This window comes from Streptomyces luteolifulvus (genome assembly GCF_008806595.1).
Classification (GTDB): Bacteria; Actinomycetota; Actinomycetes; order Streptomycetales; family Streptomycetaceae; genus Streptomyces; species Streptomyces luteolifulvus.
The window spans coordinates 368,786-393,955 of record NZ_VZRB01000001.1 but is presented as its reverse complement, the minus strand read 5'-3'; the positions used below and the strand labels follow the sequence as shown (position 1 = coordinate 393,955).

Annotated in this window: 22 protein-coding genes; 3 read left to right on the top strand and 19 right to left on the bottom strand. The window is 69.7% G+C overall.

Features of this window, described 5'->3' with window-relative positions; translation table 11 throughout:
- Nucleotides 1–7 precede the first annotated feature (7 nt).
- From alaS to F7R91_RS01865, 3 genes are read right to left on the bottom strand one after another with little or no spacing between them, the layout of a single operon-like run.
- On the bottom strand, nucleotides 8–2,680 hold the full coding sequence (gene alaS, locus F7R91_RS01875) for an alanine--tRNA ligase (protein ID WP_150943696.1): 2,673 nt from the start codon (nucleotides 2,678–2,680) through the stop codon (nucleotides 8–10).
- Entirely contained in the window at nucleotides 2,680–3,036 is a 357-nt protein-coding gene (locus F7R91_RS01870) for a hypothetical protein (protein WP_150943694.1), read from the bottom strand. Before F7R91_RS01870 ends, alaS begins: the two co-directional genes overlap by 1 nt.
- A gap of 7 nt (nucleotides 3,037–3,043) precedes the next feature.
- Nucleotides 3,044–3,511: a DUF948 domain-containing protein gene (locus tag F7R91_RS01865; protein ID WP_150943692.1), complete on the bottom strand. Its 468-nt coding sequence runs from the start codon at nucleotides 3,509–3,511 to the stop codon at nucleotides 3,044–3,046.
- A 154-nt stretch (nucleotides 3,512–3,665) separates the two neighbouring features.
- Here F7R91_RS01865 and F7R91_RS01860 point away from each other — a divergent pair, with 154 nt between their 5' ends.
- Entirely contained in the window at nucleotides 3,666–5,810 is a 2,145-nt protein-coding gene (locus F7R91_RS01860; RefSeq protein WP_150943690.1) for an ATP-binding protein, read from the top strand.
- On the opposite strand, the gene rpsD is transcribed toward F7R91_RS01860, so the two are convergent.
- The 5 genes from rpsD to F7R91_RS01835 form a co-directional block, all read right to left on the bottom strand.
- Nucleotides 5,798–6,412 carry a 30S ribosomal protein S4 gene (rpsD, locus tag F7R91_RS01855; RefSeq protein WP_150943688.1) on the bottom strand — a complete coding sequence of 205 codons (615 nt, stop codon included), beginning with the start codon at nucleotides 6,410–6,412 and terminating at the stop codon, nucleotides 5,798–5,800. The two genes, F7R91_RS01860 and rpsD, sit on opposite strands and share 13 nt — an antisense overlap.
- Before the next feature lie 303 nt (nucleotides 6,413–6,715).
- Nucleotides 6,716–8,071: a replication-associated recombination protein A gene (locus F7R91_RS01850; RefSeq protein WP_150943687.1), complete on the bottom strand. Its 1,356-nt coding sequence runs from the start codon at nucleotides 8,069–8,071 to the stop codon at nucleotides 6,716–6,718.
- Nucleotides 8,072–8,114: 43 nt separating this feature from the next.
- Entirely contained in the window at nucleotides 8,115–8,771 is a 657-nt protein-coding gene (locus F7R91_RS01845; RefSeq protein ID WP_150943684.1) for a vitamin K epoxide reductase family protein, read from the bottom strand.
- Nucleotides 8,772–8,974: 203 nt separating this feature from the next.
- Nucleotides 8,975–10,237, bottom strand: coding sequence for a histidine--tRNA ligase (gene hisS / locus F7R91_RS01840; RefSeq protein WP_150943682.1), 1,263 nt, complete (start codon nucleotides 10,235–10,237; stop codon nucleotides 8,975–8,977).
- Between the two features lie 11 nt (nucleotides 10,238–10,248).
- A complete protein-coding gene (locus F7R91_RS01835; RefSeq protein ID WP_150943681.1) occupies nucleotides 10,249–10,959 on the bottom strand; it encodes an MBL fold metallo-hydrolase in 711 nt (236 codons plus the stop codon).
- 180 nt (nucleotides 10,960–11,139) lie between these two features.
- Between F7R91_RS01835 and F7R91_RS01830 the strand changes: the two genes are divergently transcribed.
- Nucleotides 11,140–11,958, top strand: coding sequence for a peptidylprolyl isomerase (locus F7R91_RS01830; protein WP_150943679.1), 819 nt, complete (start codon nucleotides 11,140–11,142; stop codon nucleotides 11,956–11,958).
- 132 nt (nucleotides 11,959–12,090) lie between these two features.
- Nucleotides 12,091–13,320, top strand: a complete 1,230-nt coding sequence (locus tag F7R91_RS01825; RefSeq protein ID WP_150943677.1) for a DUF349 domain-containing protein — start codon at nucleotides 12,091–12,093, stop codon at nucleotides 13,318–13,320.
- Nucleotides 13,321–13,433: 113 nt separating this feature from the next.
- On the opposite strand, the gene F7R91_RS01820 is transcribed toward F7R91_RS01825, so the two are convergent.
- From F7R91_RS01820 to pdxS, 11 genes are all read right to left on the bottom strand, one after another.
- Nucleotides 13,434–15,971 (bottom strand): RelA/SpoT family protein, encoded by a 2,538-nt coding sequence (locus F7R91_RS01820; protein ID WP_150943675.1) that lies wholly within the window; start codon nucleotides 15,969–15,971, stop codon nucleotides 13,434–13,436.
- A 205-nt stretch (nucleotides 15,972–16,176) separates the two neighbouring features.
- On the bottom strand, nucleotides 16,177–16,716 hold the full coding sequence (locus tag F7R91_RS01810) for an adenine phosphoribosyltransferase (protein WP_150943672.1): 540 nt from the start codon (nucleotides 16,714–16,716) through the stop codon (nucleotides 16,177–16,179).
- The gene (secF, locus tag F7R91_RS01805) at nucleotides 16,713–17,831 is read right to left on the bottom strand and encodes a protein translocase subunit SecF (RefSeq protein ID WP_150943670.1); all 1,119 of its coding nucleotides are present in this window, start codon (nucleotides 17,829–17,831) and stop codon (nucleotides 16,713–16,715) included. The genes F7R91_RS01810 and secF overlap by 4 nt, the downstream gene beginning before the upstream one ends.
- 1 nt (nucleotide 17,832) lies before the next feature.
- On the bottom strand, nucleotides 17,833–19,602 hold the full coding sequence (gene secD, locus F7R91_RS01800) for a protein translocase subunit SecD (RefSeq protein ID WP_150943668.1): 1,770 nt from the start codon (nucleotides 19,600–19,602) through the stop codon (nucleotides 17,833–17,835).
- 131 nt (nucleotides 19,603–19,733) lie between these two features.
- Entirely contained in the window at nucleotides 19,734–20,207 is a 474-nt protein-coding gene (yajC, locus tag F7R91_RS01795; protein WP_150943666.1) for a preprotein translocase subunit YajC, read from the bottom strand.
- Nucleotides 20,208–20,386: 179 nt separating this feature from the next.
- A complete protein-coding gene (gene ruvB / locus F7R91_RS01790; RefSeq protein ID WP_150943664.1) occupies nucleotides 20,387–21,457 on the bottom strand; it encodes a Holliday junction branch migration DNA helicase RuvB in 1,071 nt (356 codons plus the stop codon).
- A 21-nt stretch (nucleotides 21,458–21,478) separates the two neighbouring features.
- Nucleotides 21,479–22,084, bottom strand: coding sequence for a Holliday junction branch migration protein RuvA (gene ruvA / locus F7R91_RS01785; protein ID WP_150943662.1), 606 nt, complete (start codon nucleotides 22,082–22,084; stop codon nucleotides 21,479–21,481).
- The gene (gene ruvC / locus F7R91_RS01780; RefSeq protein WP_150943660.1) at nucleotides 22,081–22,611 is read right to left on the bottom strand and encodes a crossover junction endodeoxyribonuclease RuvC; all 531 of its coding nucleotides are present in this window, start codon (nucleotides 22,609–22,611) and stop codon (nucleotides 22,081–22,083) included. The genes ruvA and ruvC overlap by 4 nt, the downstream gene beginning before the upstream one ends.
- A gap of 138 nt (nucleotides 22,612–22,749) precedes the next feature.
- The gene (locus F7R91_RS01775; protein WP_150943659.1) at nucleotides 22,750–23,502 is read right to left on the bottom strand and encodes a YebC/PmpR family DNA-binding transcriptional regulator; all 753 of its coding nucleotides are present in this window, start codon (nucleotides 23,500–23,502) and stop codon (nucleotides 22,750–22,752) included.
- A 48-nt stretch (nucleotides 23,503–23,550) separates the two neighbouring features.
- Nucleotides 23,551–24,156: a pyridoxal 5'-phosphate synthase glutaminase subunit PdxT gene (gene pdxT / locus F7R91_RS01770; RefSeq protein ID WP_150943656.1), complete on the bottom strand. Its 606-nt coding sequence runs from the start codon at nucleotides 24,154–24,156 to the stop codon at nucleotides 23,551–23,553.
- Nucleotides 24,157–24,176: 20 nt separating this feature from the next.
- Entirely contained in the window at nucleotides 24,177–25,088 is a 912-nt protein-coding gene (gene pdxS / locus F7R91_RS01765; protein ID WP_150943654.1) for a pyridoxal 5'-phosphate synthase lyase subunit PdxS, read from the bottom strand.
- Nucleotides 25,089–25,170: the final 82 nt, after the last annotated feature.

Here is a 25,170-nt window from a genome sequence, read left to right as displayed (position 1 = left end):
TGCTGCCTTACTTCGCCGTCTCGGCCACGAGCCGCTCGACGGCATCGACGGCCTCGCCGACGGCGCCCGGGTTCTGGCCGCCGCCCTGGGCGACGTCCGGCTTGCCGCCACCGCCGCCGCCGAGCGTCTTGGCGGCGGTGCGGACCAGGTCACCGGCCTTGAGTCCGCGCTCGCGGGCGGCCTCGTTGGTGGCGATGACCGTCAGCGGCTTGCCGTTGCTGACGGTGAACAGGGCCACCACGGCGGCGCGTCCGCCCTGGATGCGGCCCCGCACGTCGAGGACCAGCTTGCGCAGGTCGTCGGCGGTCGTGCCGTCCGGGACCTGGCCGGTGACGACGGCGACACCGTTGACGTCCTTGGCGGACTCGGCGAGACCGGCGGCGGCCTGGAGCACCTTCTCGGCGCGGAACTTCTCGATCTCCTTCTCGGCGTCCTTCAGCTTGCCGAGCATCGCGGAGACCTTCTCCGGAAGCTCCTCCGGGCGGCCCTTGATCAGCTCCTGGAGCTGGGCGACGACCGTGTGCTCACGGGCGAGGAAGTTGTAAGCGTCGACACCGACGAGGGCCTCGATACGGCGTACGCCGGAACCGATGGACGACTCGCCGAGCAGCTTCACCAGGCCGAGCTGGGCGGTGTTGTGCACATGCGTGCCGCCGCACAGCTCCTTGGAGAAGTCGCCGATGGTGACGACCCTCACCCGCTCGCCGTACTTCTCGCCGAACTCGGCGATGGCGCCCTGCTTCCTGGCCTCGTCGATGCCCATGACGTCGGCGCGCACGTCGAGGTCACGGGCGAGCACCTCGTTGATCTTCTGCTCGACGTCGGTCATCACGGCCGTCGGAACGGCGGACGGCGAACCGAAGTCGAAGCGGAAGCGGCCGGGCTGGTTCTCGGAACCGGCCTGGGCGGCCGTCGGGCCGAGGGCGTCACGCAACGCCTGGTGGGTGAGGTGGGTGGCCGAGTGGGCGCGGGCGATGGCCTTGCGGCGACGATTGTCGATGGAGGCGTGCGCCTTGGCACCGACAGTGACCTCGCCGACCTGGACGACACCCTTGTGGACGTAGACGCCGGGGACCGGCTTCTGGGTGTCGCGGACCTCGATGACGGCACCGGAGTCGGCCTTGATGCGGCCGGTGTCGCCGATCTGGCCGCCGCCCTCCGCGTAGAAGGGGGTGCGGTCGAGGACGATCTCGACCTCGTCGCCCTCGGTGGCGGCCGGGGAGGACACACCGTCGACGAGGATGCCGACGATGGTCGACTCGCCCTCGGTGTCCGCGTAGCCGATGAAGTCGGTCTCGCCCGCGGTGTCGGCGATCGAGCGGTAGGCGCCGAGGTCGGCATGGCCGGTCTTCTTGGCCTGGGCGTCGGCCTTGGCGCGCTCCCGCTGCTCCTTCATCAGGCGGCGGAAGCCGTCCTCGTCCACGGACAGCCCCTGCTCGGCGGCCATCTCGAGGGTGAGGTCGATCGGGAAGCCCCAGGTGTCGTGGAGCAGGAAGGCCTTGTCGCCGGCGAGGACCGTGCCGCCGGCGGCCTTGGTGTCGGTGACGGCGGTGTCGAGGATGTTGGTGCCGGCCTTCAGCGTCTTGAGGAAGGCGTTCTCCTCGGCGAGGGCGACCTTCTCGATGCGCTCGCGGTCGATGACGAGTTCGGGGTACTGCTGCCCCATCATCGCGATGACGGTGTCGATCAGGTCCTTGACGACCGGACCGGTGGCGCCGAGCAGGCGCATGTTGCGGATGGCGCGGCGCATGATGCGGCGCAGGACGTATCCGCGGCCCTCGTTGCCGGGGGTCACGCCGTCGCCGATGAGCATCACCGAGGTGCGCATGTGGTCGGTGACCACGCGCAGGGAGACGTCCGAGTCGTGGGCGTCGCCGTAGGCCACGCCGGTCAGCTCGGTGGCCTTCTTGATGACGGCCATGGAGGTGTCGATCTCGTACATGTTCTGCACGCCCTGCAGAATCATGGCGAGCCGCTCCAGGCCGAGGCCCGTGTCGATGTTCTTGCTCGGGAGCTCACCGAGGATCTCGAAGTTGTCCTTGCCGGTGCCCTCGCCGCGCTCGTACTGCATGAAGACGAGGTTCCAGATCTCCACGTACCGCTCGTCGTTGACGGCGGGGCCGCCCTCGACGCCGAACTCGGGGCCGCGGTCGTAGTTGATCTCGGAGCAGGGGCCGCACGGGCCGGGGACGCCCATGGACCAGTAGTTGTCCTTCATGCCGAGGCGCTGGATGCGCTCCTTGGGCACCCCGACGACCTCGTGCCAGATGCGCTCGGCCTCGTCGTCGTCCTGGTAGACGGTGATCCAGAGCTTCTCCGGCTCCAGGCCGTAACCACCCTTGTCCTGGGGGCTGGTGAGCAGCTCCCAGGCGTACGTGATGGCGCCTTCCTTGAAGTAGTCGCCGAAGGAGAAGTTGCCGCACATCTGGAAGAACGTGCCGTGCCGCGTGGTCTTGCCGACCTCTTCGATGTCGGGTGTGCGCACACACTTCTGCACGCTGGTGGCGCGGGCGTAGGGCGCTTTGACCTCACCCAGGAAGTAGGGCTTGAAGGGCACCATGCCGGCCGGAACGAGCAGCAGAGTCGGGTCGTCCGCGATGAGCGACGCCGAAGGGACGACGGTGTGACCGCGCTCCTCGAAGAAGCTCAACCAGCGGCGGCGAATCTCGGCCGACTCCATCAGTGGTCCTCATTCCGGTTGTACGAGTGCGTCGTCCTGTCGGTGCCGACGGACTTCGGGTTGCTGCGGTTCTCGATGGCGGTGTACCGCCGGGGTGCGGGGAGTTCGGGGTCGACGGGGGCGTTGATGCCGAGCGCGTCGCCGAGTTCGGCCTCCCGCTGTGCCATGCCCGCGCGGACGTCGAGGGCGAAGCCCACCGCGCTGTCCTTGAGCCGGTGGCCCGCCTCGATCGCCTTGTTGGCCGCCTGCGCGGCGAGGTTCTCGGGGGTGAGCTGCTTCAGCTTCCGGTTGACCTTGGTGGTGGCCCAGACACCGGCGGCGACGCCCGTGGTGAACCAGAACGTACGGCGGAACATCGCTCGGTCAGTCCCTCTTTCCCGGGTTGTTCCCCCAGTTGTTCCGCTTCCCCCGCCGCTGGGCGGGGACGGTGCGGCCCACGATCACGGTACGCCGGGGCGTCTTGGCGGGCACGTCCTCCCGGCGACCGCCGAGGGCCCGGCGCACGCCGTAGCCGAAGGCGGCGACCTTGACCAGGGGGCCGCCGAAGGTGGAGGCCACGGTGGTGGAGAGCGCGGAGGCGTTCGACGTGACCTCCTGGACGTCCGACGCGATGGCGTCGACCCGGTCGATCTGGGTCTGCGCGGAGCGCACGGCCGCCGAGGCGTCGGCCAGCAGCGGGACGGCCTGGTCGGTCACGTCCGCGACGAGCTTGGTGGTCGCCTTGAGCGTCTGGGCCAGCCTCACCAGGGCGACGGCGAGGAAGGAGACCAGGATCGCCCAGAAGACGGCCACCAGGATCCCGGCCACCTCTCCACCGGACACTGTGTGCACCCGCTCCCTGAAACGTCCTTCAACATCGAAAAAGTCGTGGCACGAGCCTATCGCGCCGGGGATGCCGCTCCGAACCGGATTACCGCCCCGCGCGCAGCCGGTTTGAACGAAGCGATTGTACGGAGTGAATACGGTTGAGTACGCTCCGTGTTCCATGCAAGCTGATCAGTCCGGCGAGGGCCCCGGGGCCGGCAATCTGCCCCTGGAGACCGACGTGTTCGTAGGCCGCTGTGCCGAACTCGCCTCCCTGCGGCAGACGCTCGAGGTGTCCCGGCTGGTGACGGTGACGGGCGTCGGCGGCGTCGGCAAGTCACGGCTGGCGGCCCGGGTGGCCGCTCGGTGCGCTCCGCGGGACGGGGCGTGGCGGGTGGAGCTCTCGCCGGTGCGCGACCCAGCGTTCGTCGACTACGCCGTCGTGGAGGCCCTGGGACTGACGGACCACACCACGCGGCCGCCGCGCGAGACACTGCTCGCGCATCTCGCGGACCAGCGGCTGCTGATGGTCCTGGACGGGGTCGAGCACCTGGTGGACCCATGCGCCGCGCTGGTGAACGACCTGCTGACCCGGTTGCCGGACCTGAGGGTGCTGGCCGTGGGGCGCAGGCCGCTCGCCGTCACCGGGGAGCGCGTGTTCCCGCTCGCGCCCCTCGGCGAGGACGAGGCGGCGCGCCTGCTCGTGGACCGGGCGGCACAGCAGGGTCTGGTCGTGGAGGACGGCCGGGAGGTACGGGCGCTGTGCCGGCGCCTGGACGGAATCCCCCTGGCGGTCGAACTGGCCGCGGGCCGGCTGCGGGCTCTGTCCCCCGCCCAGCTGCTCGACCGGCTGGAGGACCGGTTCCGGCTGCTGACCGGCGGCGGACGGGACGTGCTGCCGCGCCACCGCACGCTGCGCACGGCGATCGGCTGGAGCCATGAGCTGTGCGCGCCCGAGGAGCGGCTGCTGTGGTCGCGGCTGTCGGTGTTCTGCGGGCAGTTCGACCTGGAGGCCGCGGAGTACGTGTGCAGCGGCGGCGGCCTCGACGCGGACGACGTCCTCGACGTCCTTTCCGAGCTGCTCGCCCAGTCCGTGCTGGCCCGCGAGGAGAGCGCTGCGGGCGTGCGCTACCGCATGCTCGACACGGTCCGGGCGTACGGCGCCGAGTGGCTGGAGGCCACCGGGGACGCGGTCCGGCTGCGGTGCCGGCACCGCGACTGGTACGTGGGCCTGGCCACCTGGTGCGAGCTGGAGTGGTTCTCGCCGCGGCAGCAGGAGGTGGCCGCGCGCATCGAGGCCGAACTGCCGAACCTGCGCCGCGCCCTGGACCATTGCCTGACCGAGCCGGACGGGGCGTCGCTGGGCCAGTACCTCGCGGGGTCGCTGTGGTTCTGCTGGGCGGGCTGCGGCCGGCTGTCGGAGGGACGGCACTGGCTGGAGCAGGCCGTGCGGCTGGAGCCCGGGCAGACGGCGGGCGAGCAGTTCCGGCTGAAGGCGCTGTGGGTGCTCGGCTACGTGGCGATCCTGCAGGGCGACACGGTCCCCGCGCTGGCGGCCCTTCAGGAGTGCCGGGAGGAGGCGGAACGGGTCGCGAACGCCACGGCGGTGGCGTACGCCGAACACCGCGCCGGCTGCCTCGCCCTGGTCACGGACGACATGGCCCGCGCGGAGACGCTGCTGCGCTCCGCACTGGAGCGCTACCAGGAGATCGGCGAGCTCAACAGCAATGTGCTGATGGGCCAGGTCGAGCTGGCGATGACCCGGGCGTTCCAGGGCGATCTCCCGGACGCCGTGCGGCTGTCCGAGGACGTCCGCCGGGTGTGCGAGGACCACGGCGAGCGATGGGCGCGCACCTACGCGCTGTATGTGCTGGCCTACGCGGCCTGGAGCGAGGGCGACCCGGTGCGCGCCCGCGAACTGCTGACCGAGTGCCTGAATGCCGCCCACGCCTTTCATGACCTGCTCGGCTCGGTGCTGACGATCGAACTGCTGGCCCTGGTCACGGTGACCGAGGGCGACGCCGCGGAGGCCGCGGTGCTGCAGGGTGCGGCGGCCGCGATGTGGCCCTCGGTGGGTCTGCCGCTGTTCGGGTCCGCGTACTTCCATGCCCCGCACCAGCGGTGCGAGGCCATGGCCCGCGAACAGCTGGGCGACGAGCGGTACGAGGAGTGCGTAGGGCAGGGGGCGCGGCTCGGCCGGGAGGCCGCGGTGTCCCGGGCACTGGGGCAGGCATGCGAAGGCCCGCCGCCCCGGCCGCCCGGAAGGGCGGGGAGACGGCGGGCCGATGCGCAGGTGGTGCTACGCCCCGGGAATCAGCGGGCGTAGTACTCGACGACGAGCTGCTCGTCGCAGATCACCGGGATCTCCTTGCGGTTCGGCTCACGGTCCAGGCGGAACGCCAGGGCCTTGAGGTTCACCTGGAGGTAGCGCGGGGTCTCGCCGTCGGGGGCGAAGCCACCCTCACGGGCGATCGCGAACAGCGTCTTCTCACGGCTGCGCTCGCGCACCGTGACGACGTCGTCGGGACGGACGCGGAAGGACGGCTTGTCGACCTTCTGGCCGTTGACCTCGATGTGGCCGTGGACGACCATCTGGCGGGCCTGGTAGATCGTGCGGGCGATGCCCGAACGCAGGACCAGCGCGTCGAGACGGCGCTCGAGCTCGATGATCAGGGCCTCACCGGTCTTGCCCTGGACCTTGGAGGCACGCTCGTAGGCGCGGACGAGCTGGCGCTCGGACACGTCGTACTGCGCGCGCAGACGCTGCTTCTCGAGCAGACGGACCTTGTAGTCCGAGTTCTGCTTGCGGCCGCGGCCGTGCTCACCCGGCGGGTAGGGACGGGCCTCGAAGTACTTGACGGCCTTCGGGGTCAGCGCGATGCCGAGGGCACGCGACTTCTTGACCTTGGGGCGGGACTGGTTCGCCACTGTCTTTTTCTCTTTCCTGGTTTCCGGCTTGTCAGAGTTGAGGGAGGTCGCATCCGCAGCCGGGGAAACCCGTCGGGTCCGCGTGGGACCTGCCGGGCAGCCGCTCCCCTGGTCTGGGCACATACGTGCAGCACGCGAGTGGCCCACCGACCGTCCCGGGACTCCGGGTGGTGGTGGGCTGCCCGCGACACCTTCGACGGTGCGCGACGCTCCTGGAGCCGATCCGAGGAGGATCGGAGCTCCGGCTGACTGTCCCGTTCTGACTGCACGGGACGCAGCACTTCGGGCAAGTCTACAAGGTGCTCAGGACCGCCTGCGACCGAGGTGCTTCCTGGTCCACTCGACGGCGTCCGCGTACCTCGCCTCGCCGCCGTGGCGGGTGGGTTCGTAGTACTCGCGGTCCTTGAGGGCATCCGGGGCGTACTGCTGGGCGGCGATGCCCTCGGGCAGATCGTGCGGGTACACGTACCCCTGCGCGTGACCGAGTTCGGCCGCGCCCTTGTAGTGGCCGTCGCGCAGATGCGGCGGCACGGGACCCGCCAGTCCCTTGCGTACGTCCTCCATAGCGGCGCCGATCGCCGTCGTCGCGGCGTTGGACTTCGGGGCCAGGGCGAGGGCGATGGTGGCGTGGCTCAGCGTGAGCGCGGCCTCGGGGAAGCCGATCAGGGCGACGGCCTGGGCGGCGGCGACGGCTATGGGCAGGGCGTTCGGATCGGCGAGACCGATGTCCTCGCTCGCGGAGATCATCAGCCGGCGGGCGATGAACCGGGGATCCTCGCCGGCCTCGATCATCCGGGCCAGGTAGTGCAGGGCCGCGTCGACGTCCGAGCCGCGGATGGACTTGATGAGGGCGCTGGCCACGTCGTAGTGCTGGTCGCCGTCGCGGTCGTACTTCACCGCGGCGCGGTCGACCGTCTCCTCCAGCGTCTTCAGCCCGATCTCCGGTTCGCCCTTGTCGAGCGCGGCACCGGCGGCGGCCTCCAGGGCGGTCAGTGCGCGGCGGGCGTCGCCGCCGGCGATCCGCAGCAGATGGCTCGCGGTGTCCTCGGGGAGGGCGACGGCGCTGTCGAGGCCCCGCTCGTCGGTGAGTGCGCGCTGGATGAGGCCGCGCACATCGTCGTCGGTGAGGGGTTCGAGGGTGAGGAGCAGGGAGCGGGACAGCAGGGGGGAGATCACCGAGAAATACGGGTTCTCGGTGGTCGCCGCGATCAGTGTCACCCAGCGGTTCTCGACGGCCGGAAGCAGGGAGTCCTGCTGGGCCTTGCTGAAGCGGTGGATCTCGTCGAGGAAGAGGACGGTCTCCTTGCCGAAGCCGCCCGTGGCGCGGCGGGCACCGTCGATGACCGCGCGGACCTCCTTGACGCCCGCGGTGATCGCCGAGAGCTCCACGAAGCGCTTGTTGGTGGCCTTGGAGACGACATAGGCCAGGGTCGTCTTGCCGGTGCCGGGCGGGCCCCAGAGGATCACCGAGGAAGGTCCGGCCGGGCCGCCCGCGCCCTCGCCGACCAGTCTGCGCAGCGGAGAGCCCGGCTTGAGCAGATGCTGCTGGCCCACGACCTCGTCGAGGGTGCGCGGGCGCATCCGGACCGCCAGGGGGCTGGCGGTCGGGTCCTTCTCCTGGCGTTCTTCTGCCGCGGCGGTGAACAGGTCGGGCTCCACGCTGAAACCCTAAATCACGGCACTGACAATCCCGTCCGGGCTGTCAGCTGGTCCAGAAGTCCCACCAGCGCGTCATGATCAGAACGCCGATCACGCCGATGTGCAGCACCGGCAGCACCCAGGTGAACTCGCCGAAGAAGCTCTTCAGCCAGCGCGGGGCGGGCAGGAAGTCATTGCGGACGTTGAACGACGTCACGTACCAGAACATGATGATCGTCGCGACCCAGGCCAGGGAGCACCACAGGCACAGGGCGCCGATCCGGTACAGGGACTGGTACATCAGCCAGGTGCAGAAGCCCACGCCGAAGAGCGTGCCGAAGTTGAAGGTGAGCCAGTACCAGCGCGGGTAGCGGGCGCGGGCGAGCAGGCTCATGGCGACGCAGATCACGATGCCGTAGGAGACGAGGCCCAGCATCGGGTTGGGGAAGCCGAAGGCGGCGGCCTGCTTGCTCTCCATGACGCTGCCGCAGGAGACGACGGGGTTGAGGCTGCAGCCGGGGGTGAACGTCTTGCCGTCGACCTTGGCTTCCAGCAGCTTGAACTTGTCGATCGTGATGACCCATGAGGCGAGCAGTCCTGCGGCGCCGGTGATCAGCAGCAGCAGGGCGAACGCCAGGCTGCCGCCCGCCGTGCGTGGCTCGGCGGCGGCGCGCTGCGGCTCGGGCTCGGTGGAGACGTCCTTGACTGTCGTCTTGCTCATCACGCCGATTCCGTCACTGGAGAGTTGGACCTTCTTCGGGCTGGGGCCATTGTGCCGCACCCCGGCACGTGTCCACCGTTCGCTGGACATAAGGAGGTACGCAGGACCGTCCCGGAACGTTCGGTTCAGGACAGGGTCTGTCAGCCCGTCCGGCCTGGTAGGGGCGGCGGGGGCGAAAACCCCCGCGCACACCCCGGCACCCCTCAGCCCAGCCTCGCCTCCAGTTCCGCCACGATCTCGTTCACGCCGACCGGCGTCTGCTCGCCCGACCCCATGTCCTTCAGCTGGACCACACCCTCCGCGAGATCCCGCTCACCGGCCACGATCGCAAAACGCGCACCACTGCGGTTGGCGTTCTTCATCGCGCCCTTGAGCCCCTTCGCCCCGTAGGAGAAGTCCGCCGCGATACCCACCTTCCGCAGCTCGGTGACCTTCGTGAACAGCACCCGCCGGGCCTCCTCGCCCAACGGAACCGCGAACACGCTGGTGGTGGCGGGGAGTTCGAGCTCCACACCCTCCGCCTCAAGGGCGAGCACCGTACGGTCGACGCCCAGCGCCCAGCCGACGGACGGCAGCGCGGGGCCGCCGATCATCTCGGACAGGCCGTCGTAGCGGCCGCCACCGCCCACCGCGGACTGGGAGCCCAGCCCGTCGTGGACGAACTCGAAGGTCGTACGGGTGTAGTAGTCGAGGCCGCGGACCAGCTTGGGGTCGTCCTCGAAGGCGACACCCGCCGCGGTGATCAGCTCACGGACCTCCTCGTGGTACGCCTTGCAGGCGTCGCAGAGGTAGTCGCGCAGCAGCGGGGCGTCCCCGAGCTGCTTCTGCACCGACTCGCGCTTGTCGTCCAGGACACGGAGCGGGTTGATCTCCGAGCGGCGCAGCGTGTCCTCGTCGAGGTCCAGGCCGCGCAGGAAGTCCTGAAGCGCGGCCCGGTACACGGGGCGGCACTCGTTGTCGCCCAGGGAGTTGAGCAGGATGCGGAAGGTGCGCAGCCCGAGCGAGTGGTACGCCTGGTCGGCCAGGATGATCAGCTCGGCGTCGAGCGCCGGGTCCTCGGCACCGATCGCCTCCGCGCCGACCTGCGAGAAGTGGCGGTACCGGCCCTTCTGGGGGCGCTCGTAGCGGTAGTACGAGCCCGAGTACCAGAGCTTGACGGGGAGGTTGCCGGCCTTGTGCAGGTTGGCCTCCAGCGCCGCGCGCAGGACGGACGCGGTGCCCTCGGGGCGCAGGGCGAGCTTGTCACCGCCCTTGGTCTCGAAGGCGTACATCTCCTTCGTCACGATGTCCGTCGACTCGCCGACCCCGCGTGCGAAGAGCTCGACGCTCTCGAAGCCGGGCGTCTCGATGTAGCCGTAGCCGGAGTTGCGCAGCGGGGCGGCGATCGCCTCGCGGACCGCGAGGTACTTGGCGCTCTCCGGCGGGATCAGGTCGTACGTGCCTTTGGGTGCCTTGAAGGTGCTCACGAAATGTCTCGTCACATTCCTCGTCGGGGAGCGTCGGCATGCGCTCCCAGGCCGGCGGCCACCTGCCGCAGATACGGGTTGGTGGCGCGTTCCTGGCCGATGGTCGTGTAGTCCTGGTGACCCGGGAGCACCACGGTGGAATCGTCGAGCGGCAGGACCACGCGGGCCAGGGACTCGAGCATGTCCTCCATGGAGCCACCGGGGAAGTCGGTGCGTCCGATGGAGCCGGCGAACAGCAGGTCGCCCGAGAAGAGGATCGGCGGGATGTCCGATCCTTCGGGCAGGCTGAAGGTCACCGACCCCTTGGTATGGCCCGGCGCGTGCGAGACCGTGAGTTCCAGCCCCGCCAGCTCCAGCTGCGCGCCGTCCGTCAGCTCCTTGACGTCGTCCGGCTCCCCCACGGTCAGCTCGCCCAGCAGCGGCATCCCGATGGAACGACCGAGCGCCCTGCCCGGGTCGTTCATCATGTACCGGTCCTCGGGGTGGATCCAGGCAGGTACGTCGTGCGCGCCGCACACCGGGACGACCGAGGCCACATGGTCGATGTGGCCGTGGGTGAGGACGACGGCGACGGGCTTGAGCCGATGCTTCTTCAGCGCTTCCTCGACTCCCTCGGCGGCCTGGTGGCCGGGGTCGATGATCACGCACTCCTCACCGGCGGCGGGGGCGACGAGATAACAGTTCGTCCCCCAGGCCCCGGCGGGGAACCCGGCAATGAGCACGATCGTCCTTCGTTTGTATCGGTACGGGTGGCTTCGAAACGGCTGCGCCTGTGGTCAGAGACTACCGGCGCTGCCGATTCCTCAGCGAACCCATATACGGTACGGGGCACACGCAGGCGGTCTGCTCACAAGCCGCACGCGTCCCAGTCGACGTACGAGACGCATGAGGAGAGAACACCGGTGGTCACCCAGGAACAGCGGAAGCGGCAGCTCGCCCGGGAGAAGTTCTTGCGGCAGCAGCAGCGGCGCACGGCCGCGCGGCGCAAGGCGCGCATGCGCAACTCGGTGATCGCGTCGGTGCTCGGCGTGATCCTGGTCGGCAGTCTGGCGCTGTACACCACCGGGGTCCTCAACGACGACGACAAGGCCGGCACGAGCGCCGAGGCGACGCCGAGCCCTGAGACGCCCAGCAAGGCGCCGGACCCGTGCGAGAAGCCCGCGTCGGGCAAGGTCAAGACGCAGAGCTGGAAGAAGGAGCCGGCGGTCACGATCGACAAGTCGGCGAAGTACACCATGAACCTGGCGACGACGTGCGGTGACATCGGCATCGCCTTGAAGACGTCGGCGGCCCCGCACACCGTCAACTCGTTCAACTTCCTCGCCGGGAAGGGCTACTTCGACCACACCAAGTGCCACCGGCTCACCACCAACGGCATCTATGTGCTGCAGTGCGGCGACCCGACGGGCTCCGGCAGCGGCGGTCCCGGCTACACGATTCCGGACGAGAATCTGAAGGACAAGAGCCTCAAGAACAACGTCTACCCGGCCGGCACGATCGCGATGGCGAACACGGGCCAGGCGCACACCGGCGGCAGCCAGTTCTTCCTCGTGTACCAGGACAGTCAGCTTCCGCCCAGCTACACACCGTTCGGTACCGTTTCCGAATCCGGCATGAAGGTCCTGAAGAAGATCGCCGGCGCGGGCGAGAGCACGGGCCAGGGCGACGGGGCGCCCAATGCAACGGTCGTGATCGACAAGGCAACTGTCACGAAATCCTGACCCCCAACTGCGAAATTTCGGTCGCGCGGGATGCGGACAGGCAACCCGCCGGTCGCCTATGTTGGCCGTGACGAAACTGTGGACGATGCTCGGGGGCGCCGAAGCTCGCCGGCATCATGTGGAGGAGGCGCTGTGAGCAGCGACCCGTGGGGCCGCGTCGACGAGACGGGGACCGTGTACGTGCGTACGGCCGAGGGCGAGCAGGTCGTCGGTTCCTGGCAGGCCGGCTCCCCCGAGGAGGCACTTGCCTACTTCGAGCGCAAGTACGAGGGCCTGGTTGTCGAGATCGGCCTCCTCGAGAAGCGAGTGACGACCACCGACCTGTCGGCGAAGGACGCGCAGGCCGCGATCGACCATATTCGCGAGCAGGTGGACGCCCACCACGCGGTCGGTGACCTGGACGCGCTGCGCAAGCGGCTGGACAAGCTCGTCGCGTCGGTCGAGGCGCGCCGCGAGGAGCGCAGGGCGCAGCGTGCCAAGCAGTCCGACGAGGCGCGGCACGCCAAGGAGGCGCTGGTCACGGAGGCGGAGCAGCTGGCGCAGTCCGACCAGTGGCGGGCGGCCGGTGAGCGGCTGCGTGCTCTCGTGGACAGCTGGAAGGGCCTGCCGCGGCTGGACCGCAAGTCGGACGACGAGCTGTGGCACCGCTTCTCGCACGCGCGCTCGGCGTTCTCCAAGCGCCGCAAGGCGCATTTCGCGTCGCTGGACGCGCAGCGCGAAGAGGCCCGCCGGACCAAGGAGCGCCTGGTCTCCGAGGCCGAGGCGCTGTCCGGTTCGACGGACTGGGGCCCGACGGCGGCCCGCTACCGCGAGCTGATGGCCGAGTGGAAGGCCGCCGGCCGCGCCCAGCGCGAGCACGAGGACGACCTGTGGAACCGCTTCCGCGGCGCCCAGGACATCTTCTTCGCGGCGCGCAGCTCGGTCTTCGCGGAGCGCGACGCGGAGCAGTCCGAGAACCTGAAGCTCAAGGAGGAGCTGGCCGGGGAGGCCGAGAAGCTCCTGCCGGTGACGGATCTGAAGGCGGCCCGTTCCGCGTTCCGCGCGATCAACGAGCGGTGGGAGGCCATCGGCCATGTGCCGCGCGACGCGCGGCCGAAGGTCGAGGGCCGGATGCACGCCGTCGAGCGGGCCATCCAGGAGGCCGAGGAGACCGAGTGGCGCCGGACCAACCCGGAGGCGCTCGCCCGTGCCGAGGGTCTCACCGGGCAGCTCCAGGCCGCGGTGGACAAGCTGAGGGGCCAGATCGAGCAGGCGCGTGCCCAGGGCAACAACGCCAAGGCGGACAAGCTGGAGCGTGAGCTGGAGGGCCGCCAGGCGCTTCTGGACCAGGCGCTGAAGGGTCTGCAGGAGTTCGGCGGCTGAGACCGCAGCCCCGCACGAGCCGGGCATACGACGAGTGGCTCCCGAACCGCTGGAAGGTTCGGGAGCCCCTCGTTGTATGCCCTGGGGCCGATGCTGCGCCGTCTGCTGCGCGGCTATCTGCTGCGCGCGGACGTCACGCGGTAGACGTCGTAGACGCCCTCGACGCCCCTGACCGCCTTCAGGACGTGTCCGAGGTGCTTCGGGTCGCCCATCTCGAAGGTGAAGCGGGAGGTGGCGACGCGATCGCGGGAGGTCTGGACGGCCGCCGAGAGGATGTTGACGTGCTGGTCGGACAGCACCCGTGTGACGTCGGACAGCAGCCGGGAGCGGTCCAGTGCCTCGACCTGGATGGCGACGAGGAAGACCGAGGACTGCGTCGGCGCCCACTCGACCTCGAGGATGCGCTCGGGCTCGCGGGACAGTGACTCGACGTTGACGCAGTCGCTGCGGTGAACCGATACTCCGCTACCGCGTGTGACGAAACCGATGATCGGGTCGCCGGGGACGGGCGTACAGCAGCGGGCCAGCTTGACCCACACGTCGTCGACGCCCTTGACCACGACACCCGGGTCGTTGCTGCTGCGCCGCTTGCGGCCGCGGCCCCGCGCGGGCGGTACCGCCTCGTCGATCTCCTCGGACGCGGCCTCCTCGCCGCCGAGGGCCTGCACCAGCTTCTGCACCACGTTCTGCGCGGCCACATGGCCCTCGCCGATCGCCGCGTAGAGCGAGGAGATGTCCGGGTAGCGCATCTCGTGGGCGAGCGTGACGAGCGAGTCACCGGTGAGGATGCGCTGGATCGGCAGGTTCTGTTTGCGCATCGCGCGCGCGATGGCGTCCTTGCCGTGCTCGATCGCCTCGTCGCGGCGCTCCTTGGAGAACCACGCCCGGATCTTGTTGCGGGCACGCGGCGACTTCACGAAACCGAGCCAGTCGCGGGAGGGGCCCGCGCCGGACGCCTTGGAGGTGAAGACCTCCACCAGGTCGCCGTTGTCCAGGGTGGATTCGAGCGGTACGAGACGGCCGTTGACCCGCGCCCCTATGGTGCGGTGGCCGACCTCGGTGTGGACGGCGTACGCGAAGTCGACGGGGGTCGCCCCCGCCGGGAGCGCTATGACGTCACCCTTCGGTGTGAAGACGAAGACCTCGTTGCGGGAGAGGTCGAAGCGCAGGGACTCCAGGAACTCGCTGGGGTCCTCGGTCTCCTTCTGCCAGTCCAGGAGCTGCCGCAGCCACGCCATGTCGTTGATGGCGTCCTTGTCCTTGCCGGACGCCTTGGGCACGTCCGTGCGGACCTTGGAGACGCCCGCGACGGCCTCCTGCTTGTACTTCCAGTGCGCGGCGATGCCGTACTCCGCGCGGCGGTGCATGTCGAACGTTCGGATCTGGAGTTCGACCGGCTTGCCGTTGGGGCCGATGACCGTCGTGTGCAGCGACTGGTACATGTTGAACTTGGGCATCGCGATGTAGTCCTTGAACCGGCCGGGGACCGGGTTCCATCGCGCGTGCACCGTGCCGAGAGCGGCGTAGCAGTCCCGGACCGTGTCCACGAGGACACGGATGCCCACCAGGTCGTAGATTTCCGCGAAGTCACGGCCGCGAACGATCATCTTCTGGTAGACGCTGTAGTAGTGCTTGGGGCGTCCGGTGACGGTCGCCTTGATGCGGGCCGCGCGCAGATCGGCCTGGACCTCGTCGGTCACTATGGCCAGATACTCGTCACGCTTCGGTGCTCTTTCGGCCACCAGCCGTACGATCTCGTCGTACATCTTGGGGTAGAGAATCGCGAAGGCGAGGTCCTCCAGTTCCCACTTGATCGTGTTCATGCCCAGGCGGTGGGCGAGGGGCGCGTAGATCTCCAGGGTCTCGCGCGCCTTCTTCTCCTGCTTCTCGCGCTTGAGGTAGCGCATGGTGCGCATGTTGTGCAGACGGTCGGCGAGCTTGATGACCAGGACACGCGGGTCCTTGGCCATGGCGACGACCATCTTGCGCACGGTCTCGGCCTGCGCGGCCTCGCCGAACTTGACCTTGTCCAGCTTGGTGACGCCGTCGACGAGCAGGGCGACCTGGTCGCCGAAGTCACGGCGCAGCTGTTCGAGGCCGTACTCGGTGTCCTCGACGGTGTCGTGCAGCAGACCGGCCATCAACGTGGCCGGATCCATGCCCAGTTCGGCGAGGATCGTGGTCACCGCGAGGGGGTGGGTGATGTACGGGTCGCCGCTCTTGCGCTTCTGGCCGCGGTGCCAGCGCTCGGCGACCTGGTAGGCCTTCTCGATCTGACGCAGCGTCGCCGTCTCGATCTTCGGGTCGTTGCTGCGCACTATCCGCAGCAGCGGCTCCAGGACCGGGTTGTACGGGTTGGAGCGCTGGACGCCGAGACGGGCCAGGCGGGCGCGGACACGGTTGGAGGAGCCGGAGCGCGCGGGCTGGCCGGTGTTCGGGCGGACCGCGGGGGGCGTGGGCGTGGGGCGCTCGGGAGGGGCGGGCTTGGGACGTGACTGCTCAGCCGACTTGTCGACGGGCCCGGACTGGGCATGCTCGACCCGCCCGCGGGTGTCGTTCTTCGCGTGCGGCGCGGACGGCGCGGGCTTGGCCGCGGCCGCCGAGGCGGACTCGGGCTTGGCAGCGGTCAGGTGCTGGGCCTCGTCTGGCAAGAGGGCTCCTCGTGCGCGATCCGGGTCCCCCGGTCAGGCTCCGGAGACCCCATGGTAGCGATCCTGGGCCGCAGGATCGCCTTCAGGCCACTGTGAGGGCCGTCTACCGGAGAAACACCAGAGGCGGGCGCCGGATTCCTCCGGGCCCGCCTTCGCGGTGTCCTTGGGGCGTCGTACGCCCTGCTCCGGGCTTTCGCGCGGATGCTCAGAGCCTGAGCAGCGCCTCCAGCGGGGCGCCCGCGAGCGTCGGTTCCAGGCGGGCCCGGCCGCCGAGGAAGCCGAGCTCCATCAGGACGGCGAGGCCCGCGACCTCGGCCCCCGCCCGGCGGATGAGCTGGAGGGACGCCTCGGCGGTGCCGCCGGTGGCGAGGACGTCGTCGACGACCAGAACGCGGTCGTCCGCGCTCAGGTCCTCGGCGTGCACCTCGATCTCGGCGGAGCCGTACTCCAGGTCGTACGCCTGGCCGAGGGTCGCTCCGGGGAGCTTGCCCGCCTTGCGCACCGGGATGAAGCCGAGGCCGGCCCGGACGGCGACCGGGGCGCCGAGGATGAAGCCACGGGCCTCCAGGCCGACGACCTTCGTGGCGCCGGAGCTCTGGGCGATCCCGGCCAGAGCGTCGGTGAGCGCAGTGAAAGCCGCCGGATCCGCGAGGAGCGGGGTGATGTCCTTGAAGAGCACACCCGGCGCCGGATAGTCGGCCACGTCGCGGATACGGCTGAGCAGCAGCTCCTCGATGCCGGTCATCGGCGCTTCCCGGAGGGCCGGCCACGTCCCCGGCTGCGGGAGGCGGGCTGGGTGCGCGGGCCGACGACCGCCGGGGCGCCGTCGTCCGGTTCGTCGTCCAGCGGCTGGGCGACGCGGTCGGTCTCCAGCGGCTCGCCCGTCGCGGCGGCCTGGGCCCGCTTGGCGAGGACGCGCTTCCTGAGCGCCTTCATCTGCGGCTCGCGCTCCTTGAGGTCGGCGACGAGCGGCGTGGCGATGAAGATCGAGGAGTACGCACCGGCCGCGAGGCCGACGAACAGCGACAGCGAGATGTCGTTGAGCATGCCGGCGCCGAGGACGCCGCCGCCGATGAACAGCAGGCCCGCCACCGGCAGCAGCGCGACCGCCGTGGTGTTGATGGACCGCATCAGGGTGCTGTTGATCGAGCGGTTCGCGACATCGCTGTAGGTCCAGCGGGTCTGCTTGGTGATGTCCTTCGTCTGCTCCTTGAGGCTGTCGAAGACGACGACCGTGTCGTAGAGCGAGTAACCGAGGATGGTCAGCAGACCGATCACCGTGCCCGGCGTGACCTCGAAGCCCACGAGGGCATAGATACCGGTGGTGATGGTGATGTCGTGGATCAGGGCGACGAGCGCCGCGAGCGCCATGCGCCACTCGAAGGCGATCGCCAGATAGATCACGACGAGGATCATGAAGATCGCCAGACCCTGCCAGGCCTTGTTGGCGATCTGGTCACCCCAGCTGGGGCCGACCAGGTCGGCGTTGATCTGCTCCGAGTCGACCTTCAGGTCCTTGGAGAGCTCGTCCTTGATGCTGTCGGACTTGTCGGTGTCGATGCCCGCGATCTGGATGCGCAGGCTGCCGTCGCCGAGCTTCTGGACGATCGCGTCGTGGCCGGAGGCCTCCTCCGCGTACGACTCGGTCTGTGCCACCGAGGCGGTCATGTGCTTCGGGGTGGTGAAGACGGCTCCGCCCTGGAACTCGATGCCCATGTTCAGGCCGCGCACCGCGAGGCCGAGGATGGCCGTGATGGTGATCAGGATCGAGATGCCGTACCAGATCTTGCGGTTGCCGACGAAGTCGTAGCCGACCTCGCCACGGTGCAGTCGGGCGCCGAGGTTGCCGAGCTTCGACATCTCACGCCTCCTTCGGGTCGACGGGGGCGTGGGGACGGCGGGTACGGCGCAGAGGAGGCTTGGCGCCCAGTGCCTTCGGGTCGAGGCCGGACCACTTGTGGCCGTTCGCGAAGAACTTCTTGCGGGCCAGGATCGTCATCAGCGGCTTGGTGAAGAGGAAGACCACGACCACGTCGAGCACGGTGGTCAGACCGAGCGTGAACGCGAAGCCCTGGACCTTGCCGACCGTGACGATGAACAGCACCGCGGCGGCGAGGAACGACACGAAGTCGGACACCAGGATGGTGCGCCGGGCGCGCGGCCAGGCCCGCTCGACGGCGGGGCGCAGCGAGCGGCCCTCGCGGATCTCGTCCCGGATGCGTTCGAAGAACACGATGAACGAGTCCGCGGTGATGCCGATCGCGACGATCGCACCGCAGACGGCCGGCAGGTTCAGCGCGAAGCCGATGGTCGGGCCGAGCAGCGCCATGATCACGTACGTGAGGATCGCGGAGACCAGCAGCGAGGGAATGGCGATGACCGACAGGCCGCGGTAGAAGATCAGCAGGTAGAGGACGACCAGTGCGAGGCCGATCGCGCCCGCGATCAGACCGGCGTGCAGCTGCTCACCGCCGAGGGCGGCGGTCACCGTGGTGACGCTGTCCTCCTTGAAGGTCAGCGGCAGGGCGCCGTACGACAGCATGTTGGCGAGGCCCTGGGCCTCCTGCTGGTCGAAGTTGCCGGAGATCTCCGCGTTGCCGCCGGTCAGCGCCTCCCTGACGAACGGGTCGGAGACGACCTCTCCGTCGAGGACGATGGCGAACTGGTTCTGCGGGGACTGGTTCTGGGCCAGCTTGCCGGTGATGTCCGCGAACTTCTTGCCGCCGCTGGACGTGAAGTTCATGGTGACCGTCCAGCCCGCGGCGGTCTGCGTGTCGAAGACGGCCTGGGCCTTCTTGACGTCCGTGCCGTCGACCGCGGCCGGGCCGAGGATGTACTTCTGCCACTGGCCCTGCGAGTTCTGGCCGCAGGCGACGGTGGTGTCGCTGGGCTTGGCGCCCTTGCCGGCGGTGGCGCGGGCGGACTTCTTGGAGCAGTCGAGCGCGGCGTACTGCGCCTGGAGCTTGGCGGCGCCCGCGTCGGCGGCGGAGCTGCCGCTCGCGGACGGGGAGGGGCTCGCGGAGCCGGAGCCGCTCGCGGAGGGCGAGCTGTCGGCCTTCAGGGCGTCGGTGACGGCGCGCCCCTGCGTGGTGGAGGTCGCCGACGGGGTCGCGGAGCCGGAGGGAGACGAGGACGAGGTCGCCTTGTCGGTGGCCTTGTCGGTGGCCTTGCCCGAGGCACTGCTGGAGGCGCTCGGCGAGGGGCTCGCCGTCGCGGGGCCACCGGAGATCTCGGTGGCGATCACCGGGCGGAAGTACAGCTTGGCGGTGGTGCCGACCTGCTGCCGCGCCTCCTTGGAGTTCGTGCCCTTGGGGATGTTGACGATGATGTTCCTGGTGCCCTGGGTCTGAACCTCGGCTTCCGAGACACCGAGACCATTGACACGGCGGTTCATGATGTCGACCGCGGTGTCCATGTTGGTCTTGTTGATCGCGGATTCCTGGCCCGCCTCCGGGACCGCCCGGAGCGTGATGCTCGTACCGCCGGCAAGATCGATGCCGAGGCGCGGAGTGGTGTGTCCGGAGGCGAACATTCCCCCGGTGAGCGCCACGATGGCGATCAGGATCAGGGCCAGCGAGCGCCCCGGCTTGCTGTGGGCGCTCGCGCTCCGGCCCTTTTTAGGTGCTGCCACCTTCTCGTACTCCCTCTCGGGCCGCCGCGCGCCTGGTCTGCGGGCGGGCGGCCATGACATGTGTCGGGATCCCGTGCGAGCTGCGCATGCTCCTGGGCGCGCGGAGCCCGCCCGCGCGCCCCGGAGTGCGGCTACTTCGCGTCGGAGTCGCCGTCGGCCTTCTTCGGCTCGTCGTCCTGCTTCGCCTCGGCCGACTCGTCGGCGGTCTCCTTCTTGCCGAGGTCGACGGACTTGTCGTCGGAGGCGGCGGCAGCGTCGTCGGCGGAGTCGTCGGACTCGGTGAGGGAGGAGGCGTCGTTCGGGACGACGTCGGTGTCGGACTTCAGGTCGTGCTCGATGCCGTGGACGATGCGGTTGTACTCGTCGTCGCTGAGGACGGCACCGATCGCGTTCTTGGCGAAGAGGAGCTCGACGCCCGGCCCGGCGTCGAGGAGGACGGTGTCCTCGTTGACTTCCTTGACCGTCGCGTACATGCCCCCGATGGTGCGGACGCCACTGCCGGGCTGCAATTGGTTCCGCATCTCCGTGGCCTGCTGCTGCTTGCGCTTGGCCGACCGGGTCATCAGGAACATGGCCCCGATGAGCACGATGAACGGGAGGAGCATGCCGATGTTATTCACGGGACGGATTTTCCTTCGCACGACCGCGGAGGTGAGCGGCCTGTTGGATGGGGGTTTGTTTGCCGCCGACAATGGCGGCATCGGCGGAGTCTAAGCGAGTCCACGCGCATGGAACAACGCTCAGCATGGCACCTGGGTTCCTGACCGGGCGAATGCCCTCGCCGTCACGCCCCGAACAGGTCCTGTTGTCCGTTTCCCGTGTGTGACGCGCGGGGCGGAGTGAGACCCAGGTGCGCCCATGCTGCGGGAGTGGCGACGCGCCCGCGCGGGGTGCGGGCCAGCAGCCCCTCCCGCACGAGGAAGGGCTCGGCCACCTCCTCCACGGTCTCGCGCTCCTCCCCCACCGCGACGGCGAGGGTGGACAGGCCGACCGGGCCGCCGCCGAACAGCTTGAGCAGGGCCTCCAGGACGGCCCGGTCGAGGCGGTCGAGGCCGCGGGCGTCGACCTCGTAGACCGCGAGGGCCGCCGCCGCGATGTCCCGGGTGATGAGTCCGTCGGCCTTGACCTGGGCGTAGTCGCGTACGCGGCGCAGCAGACGGTTGGCGATACGGGGCGTGCCGCGGGAGCGGCCGGCGATCTCGGCGGCGCCGTCGGCCTCGATCTCGACGTCGAGCAGGTTCGCGGAGCGGTGGATGACCCGCTCCAGCTCGGTGGGCTCGTAGAACTCCATGTGCGCGGTGAAGCCGAAGCGGTCGCGCAGCGGGGGCGGCAGCAGGCCCGCCCGGGTGGTGGCGCCCACCAGGGTGAACGGGGGCAGTTCGAGGGGGATGGCGGTGGCGCCGGGGCCCTTGCCGACGATCACGTCGACGCGGAAGTCCTCCATCGCCATGTAGAGCATCTCCTCGGCGGGCCGCGACATGCGGTGGATCTCGTCGAGGAAGAGGACCTCGCCCTCCTGGAGCGAGGACAGGATCGCCGCGAGGTCACCGGCGTGCTGGATGGCCGGGCCGCTGGTGATACGGATCGGGGCGCCCATCTCGGCCGCGATGATCATCGAGAGGGTGGTCTTGCCGAGGCCGGGGGCACCGGAGAGCAGGACGTGGTCGGCGGTGGCGCCACGCGCGCGTGCGGCGCGCAGGACCAGGTCGAGCTGTTCGCGGACCTTCTCCTGGCCGATGAACTCGTCCAGGTCCTTGGGCCGCAGCGCGGCCTCGACGGCCTGGTCCTCGCGGTCGGCTGACGCGCCGACGAGCCGCTCGGCGGCGGAGGTGTCGGTCGTGTCGTCCCAGTTCATGTGTGCCTCGGGGGTGGTCGGTCAGCGGGCGCGGTTCAGGGTCTGCAGGGCGGCCTTCAGCAGATGGCCCACCTGGGGCGTGCCGCCGGCCGCCTCCGCCTGGGGGGCCACGGCGGACACGGCCTCGTCGGCCTCGCGGGTCGCGTACCCCAGGCCGATCAGGGCGGCGTGCAGCTGGTCGCGCCAGCCCTGGGTGACCGGGACGCCGACCGCGGGGGCGCCGAGGGGCTCGCCGAGCCGGTCCTTCAGGTCCAGCAGAAGCTTCTGGGCGCCTTTCTTGCCGATGCCGGGGACGGCGGTCAGCGCCTTCTCGTCGCCGGTCGCGACGGCGCGGCGCAGGGCGTCCGGGCTGTGCACCGCCAGCATGGCCTGGGCGAGGCGGGGTCCGACGCCGCTGGCGGTCTGCAGCAGTTCGAAGGTCTGGCGTTCGTCGTCGTCCGCGAAGCCGTAGAGGGTCAGCGAGTCCTCGCGCACCACGAGGGATGTGGCCAGCCTGGTCGGCTGTCCCCTGCGCAGCCCGGAGAGGGTGCCCGGGGTGCACTGGACAGCGATGCCGATCCCGCCCACCTCGACCACGGCGGAGTCCGGGGCGAGGGCGGCGACCGGACCGCTCACGAAGGCGATCATCCCGTACGGCCTTTCGATGTGTGCAGGGCGACCGCCTGCTGGAGTCGGTTCTGGGCAGGGGCGCGCCAGATGTGGCAGATGGCGAGCGCCAGGGCGTCGGCGGCGTCGGCGGGCCTCGGCGGTGCGCTCAGCCGCAGCAGACGGGTCACCATCGCACCGACCTGGGCCTTGTCGGCGCGGCCGCTGCCGGTGACGGCGGCCTTGACCTCGCTGGGGGTGTGCAGGGCGACGGGGATGCCGCGCCGGGCGGCGCAGAGCATGGCGACGGCGCTGGCCTGGGCGGTGCCCATCACGGTCCGTACGTTGTGCTGGCTGAACACCCGTTCCACGGCGACGAATTCGGGCCGGTGCTCGTCCAGCCACGCCTCGATGCCCTGCTCGATGGCGACGAGGCGCCGGCCCAACTCGGCGTCCACCGGCGTCCGTACGACACCGACGCCCAGCATGGTGAGCGGCCGGCCGGGGACCCCCTCGACGACGCCGACTCCGCATCGCGTGAGTCCGGGGTCCACCCCGAGTACGCGCACGCGCTCCCCTCCCTTCGATCGCCTGTTTGTGCAGGCTATCCGGTGCCACCGACAACGGCCGCCAGCGACGCCCGACAACGCGACGGGCCGACGGGTCAAGTCCCGTCGGCCCGTTGAGCCGTACAGCTCGCGGCAGCGTTACGCGTCGACCTTCTCCATGATGTCGTCGCTGACGTCGAAGTTGGCGAAGACGTTCTGCACGTCGTCGCTGTCCTCGAGCGCGTCGATCAGCTTGAAGATCTTCTTGGCGCCGTCCTCGTCCAGCTCGATCTGCATGGTCGGGACGAAGTTGGCCTCGGCGGAGTCGTAGTCGATCCCGGCGTCCTGGAGGGCGGTGCGGACCGCGACCAGGTCGGTGGCCTCGCTGAGCACCTCGAAGGACTCACCGAGGTCGTTGACCTCCTCGGCGCCCGCGTCCAGGACGGCACCGAGGACGTCGTCCTCGCTCAGCTCGCCCTTGGGGACGATGACGACGCCCTTGCGGTTGAAGAGGTACGACACCGAGCCCGGGTCGGCCATGGAGCCGCCGTTGCGGGTCATGGCGACACGGACGTCGGAGGCGGCGCGGTTGCGGTTGTCGGTGAGGCACTCGATGAGCACCGCGACACCGTTGGGGCCGTAGCCCTCGTACATGATCGTCTCGTAGTCGGCGCCGCCCGCCTCGAGACCGCCACCGCGCTTGATCGCGGAGTCGATGTTCTTGTTCGGGACCGACTGCTTCTTGGCCTTCTGGACGGCGTCGTAGAGCGTCGGGTTGCCGTCGAGGTCGACGCCGCCCATGCGCGCCGCGACCTCGATGTTCTTGATGAGCTTCGCGAAGAGCTTGCCGCGCTTGGCGTCGATCACGGCCTTCTTGTGCTTCGTCGTGGCCCATTTAGAGTGGCCGGACATCTGCCTGTCTCCTTCGCGTAACCCATCTCTGTACGAACTCCAGAGATCCTACAAGGACTCCGGTATCCGATCGGCGCGCACCATGTCGACGAACAGGCGGTGCACGCGGTGGTCGCCGGTCAGCTCCGGGTGGAACGACGTGGCCAGCGCGTTGCCCTGGCGGACCGCGACGATATGGCCGTCGTGCTCGGCGAGCACCTCGGCCTCGGCGCCGACGGACTCGACCCAGGGGGCGCGGATGAAGACGCCCTCTACAGGATCACCCTGGACGCCCTTCACGTCGACCGCCGCTTCGAAGGACTCGTTCTGCCGCCCGAAGGCGTTGCGGCGCACGATCATGTCGATGCCGCCGATCGTCTCCTGGCCCGAGCGCGGGTCGAGGATCTTGTCGGCGAGCATGATCATGCCCGCGCAGGTGCCGTAGACGGGCATGCCGCCCCGCACGCGCGCGCGGAGAGGTTCCATAAGGCCGAAGAGGACGGCGAGTTTGGAGATGGTCGTGGACTCGCCGCCGGGGAGGACGAGGCCGTCCACCTCGGCGAGCTCTTCGGGGCGCCGCACCGGCCTGGCCACGGCGTCGGCCGCGGCCAGGGCGATGAGGTGCTCCCGAACGTCGCCCTGGAGCGCCAGGACGCCTATGACAGGAGTGTTCATGGGGTGACTACCAGAGGTCCTTACCAGCCGCGGTTGGCGTAGCGCTCGGCCTCGGGAAGGGTGTCGCAGTTGATGCCGACCATGGCCTCGCCCAGGTTGCGGGACGCCTCCGCGATGATCTTCGGGTCGTCGTAGAAGGTGGTCGCCTTGACGATGGCGGCGGCACGCTTGGCCGGGTCGCCGGACTTGAAGATGCCGGAGCCGACGAAGACGCCCTCGGCGCCGAGCTGGCGCATCAGCGCGGCGTCGGCCGGGGTGGCCACACCGCCGGCGGAGAACAGCACGACCGGCAGCTTGCCGAGCTCGGCGACCTCCTTGACGAGCTCGTACGGGGCGCGCAGCTCCTTGGCGGCGGCGTACAGCTCGTGGTTGTCGAAGCCGCGCAGCCTGGCGATCTCGTTCTTGATCTGACGCAGGTGGCGCACCGCCTCGACGACGTTGCCGGTGCCGGCCTCGCCCTTGGAGCGGATCATCGCGGCGCCCTCGGCGATGCGGCGCAGGGCCTCGCCCAGGTTGGTGGCACCGCAGACGAAGGGGGTGGTGAACGCCCACTTGTCGGAGTGGTTGACCTCGTCGGCCGGGGTGAGGACCTCGGACTCGTCGATGTAGTCGACGCCGAGGGACTGCAGCACCTGGGCCTCGACGAAGTGGCCGATGCGGGACTTGGCCATCACCGGGATGGAGACGGCGCTGATGATGCCCTCGATCATGTCCGGGTCGGACATACGGGCCACGCCGCCGTCCTTGCGGATGTCGGCCGGGACCCGCTCCAGCGCCATGACCGCGACGGCGCCCGCGTCCTCGGCGATCTTCGCCTGCTCCGGCGTGACGACGTCCATGATCACGCCGCCCTTGAGCTGCTCGGCCATGCCGCGCTTCACGCGGGCGGTGCCGGTCTCGGGGGCCTGGTTTTCGGAGAGCGTGCTGGACACGGGTGACCTCACTGGAGTGGGAGAGGAATTCTGCTCGTCGAGGAAACGTGAGGGGACCAGGCCACAGCAAGGGCCAATGGGA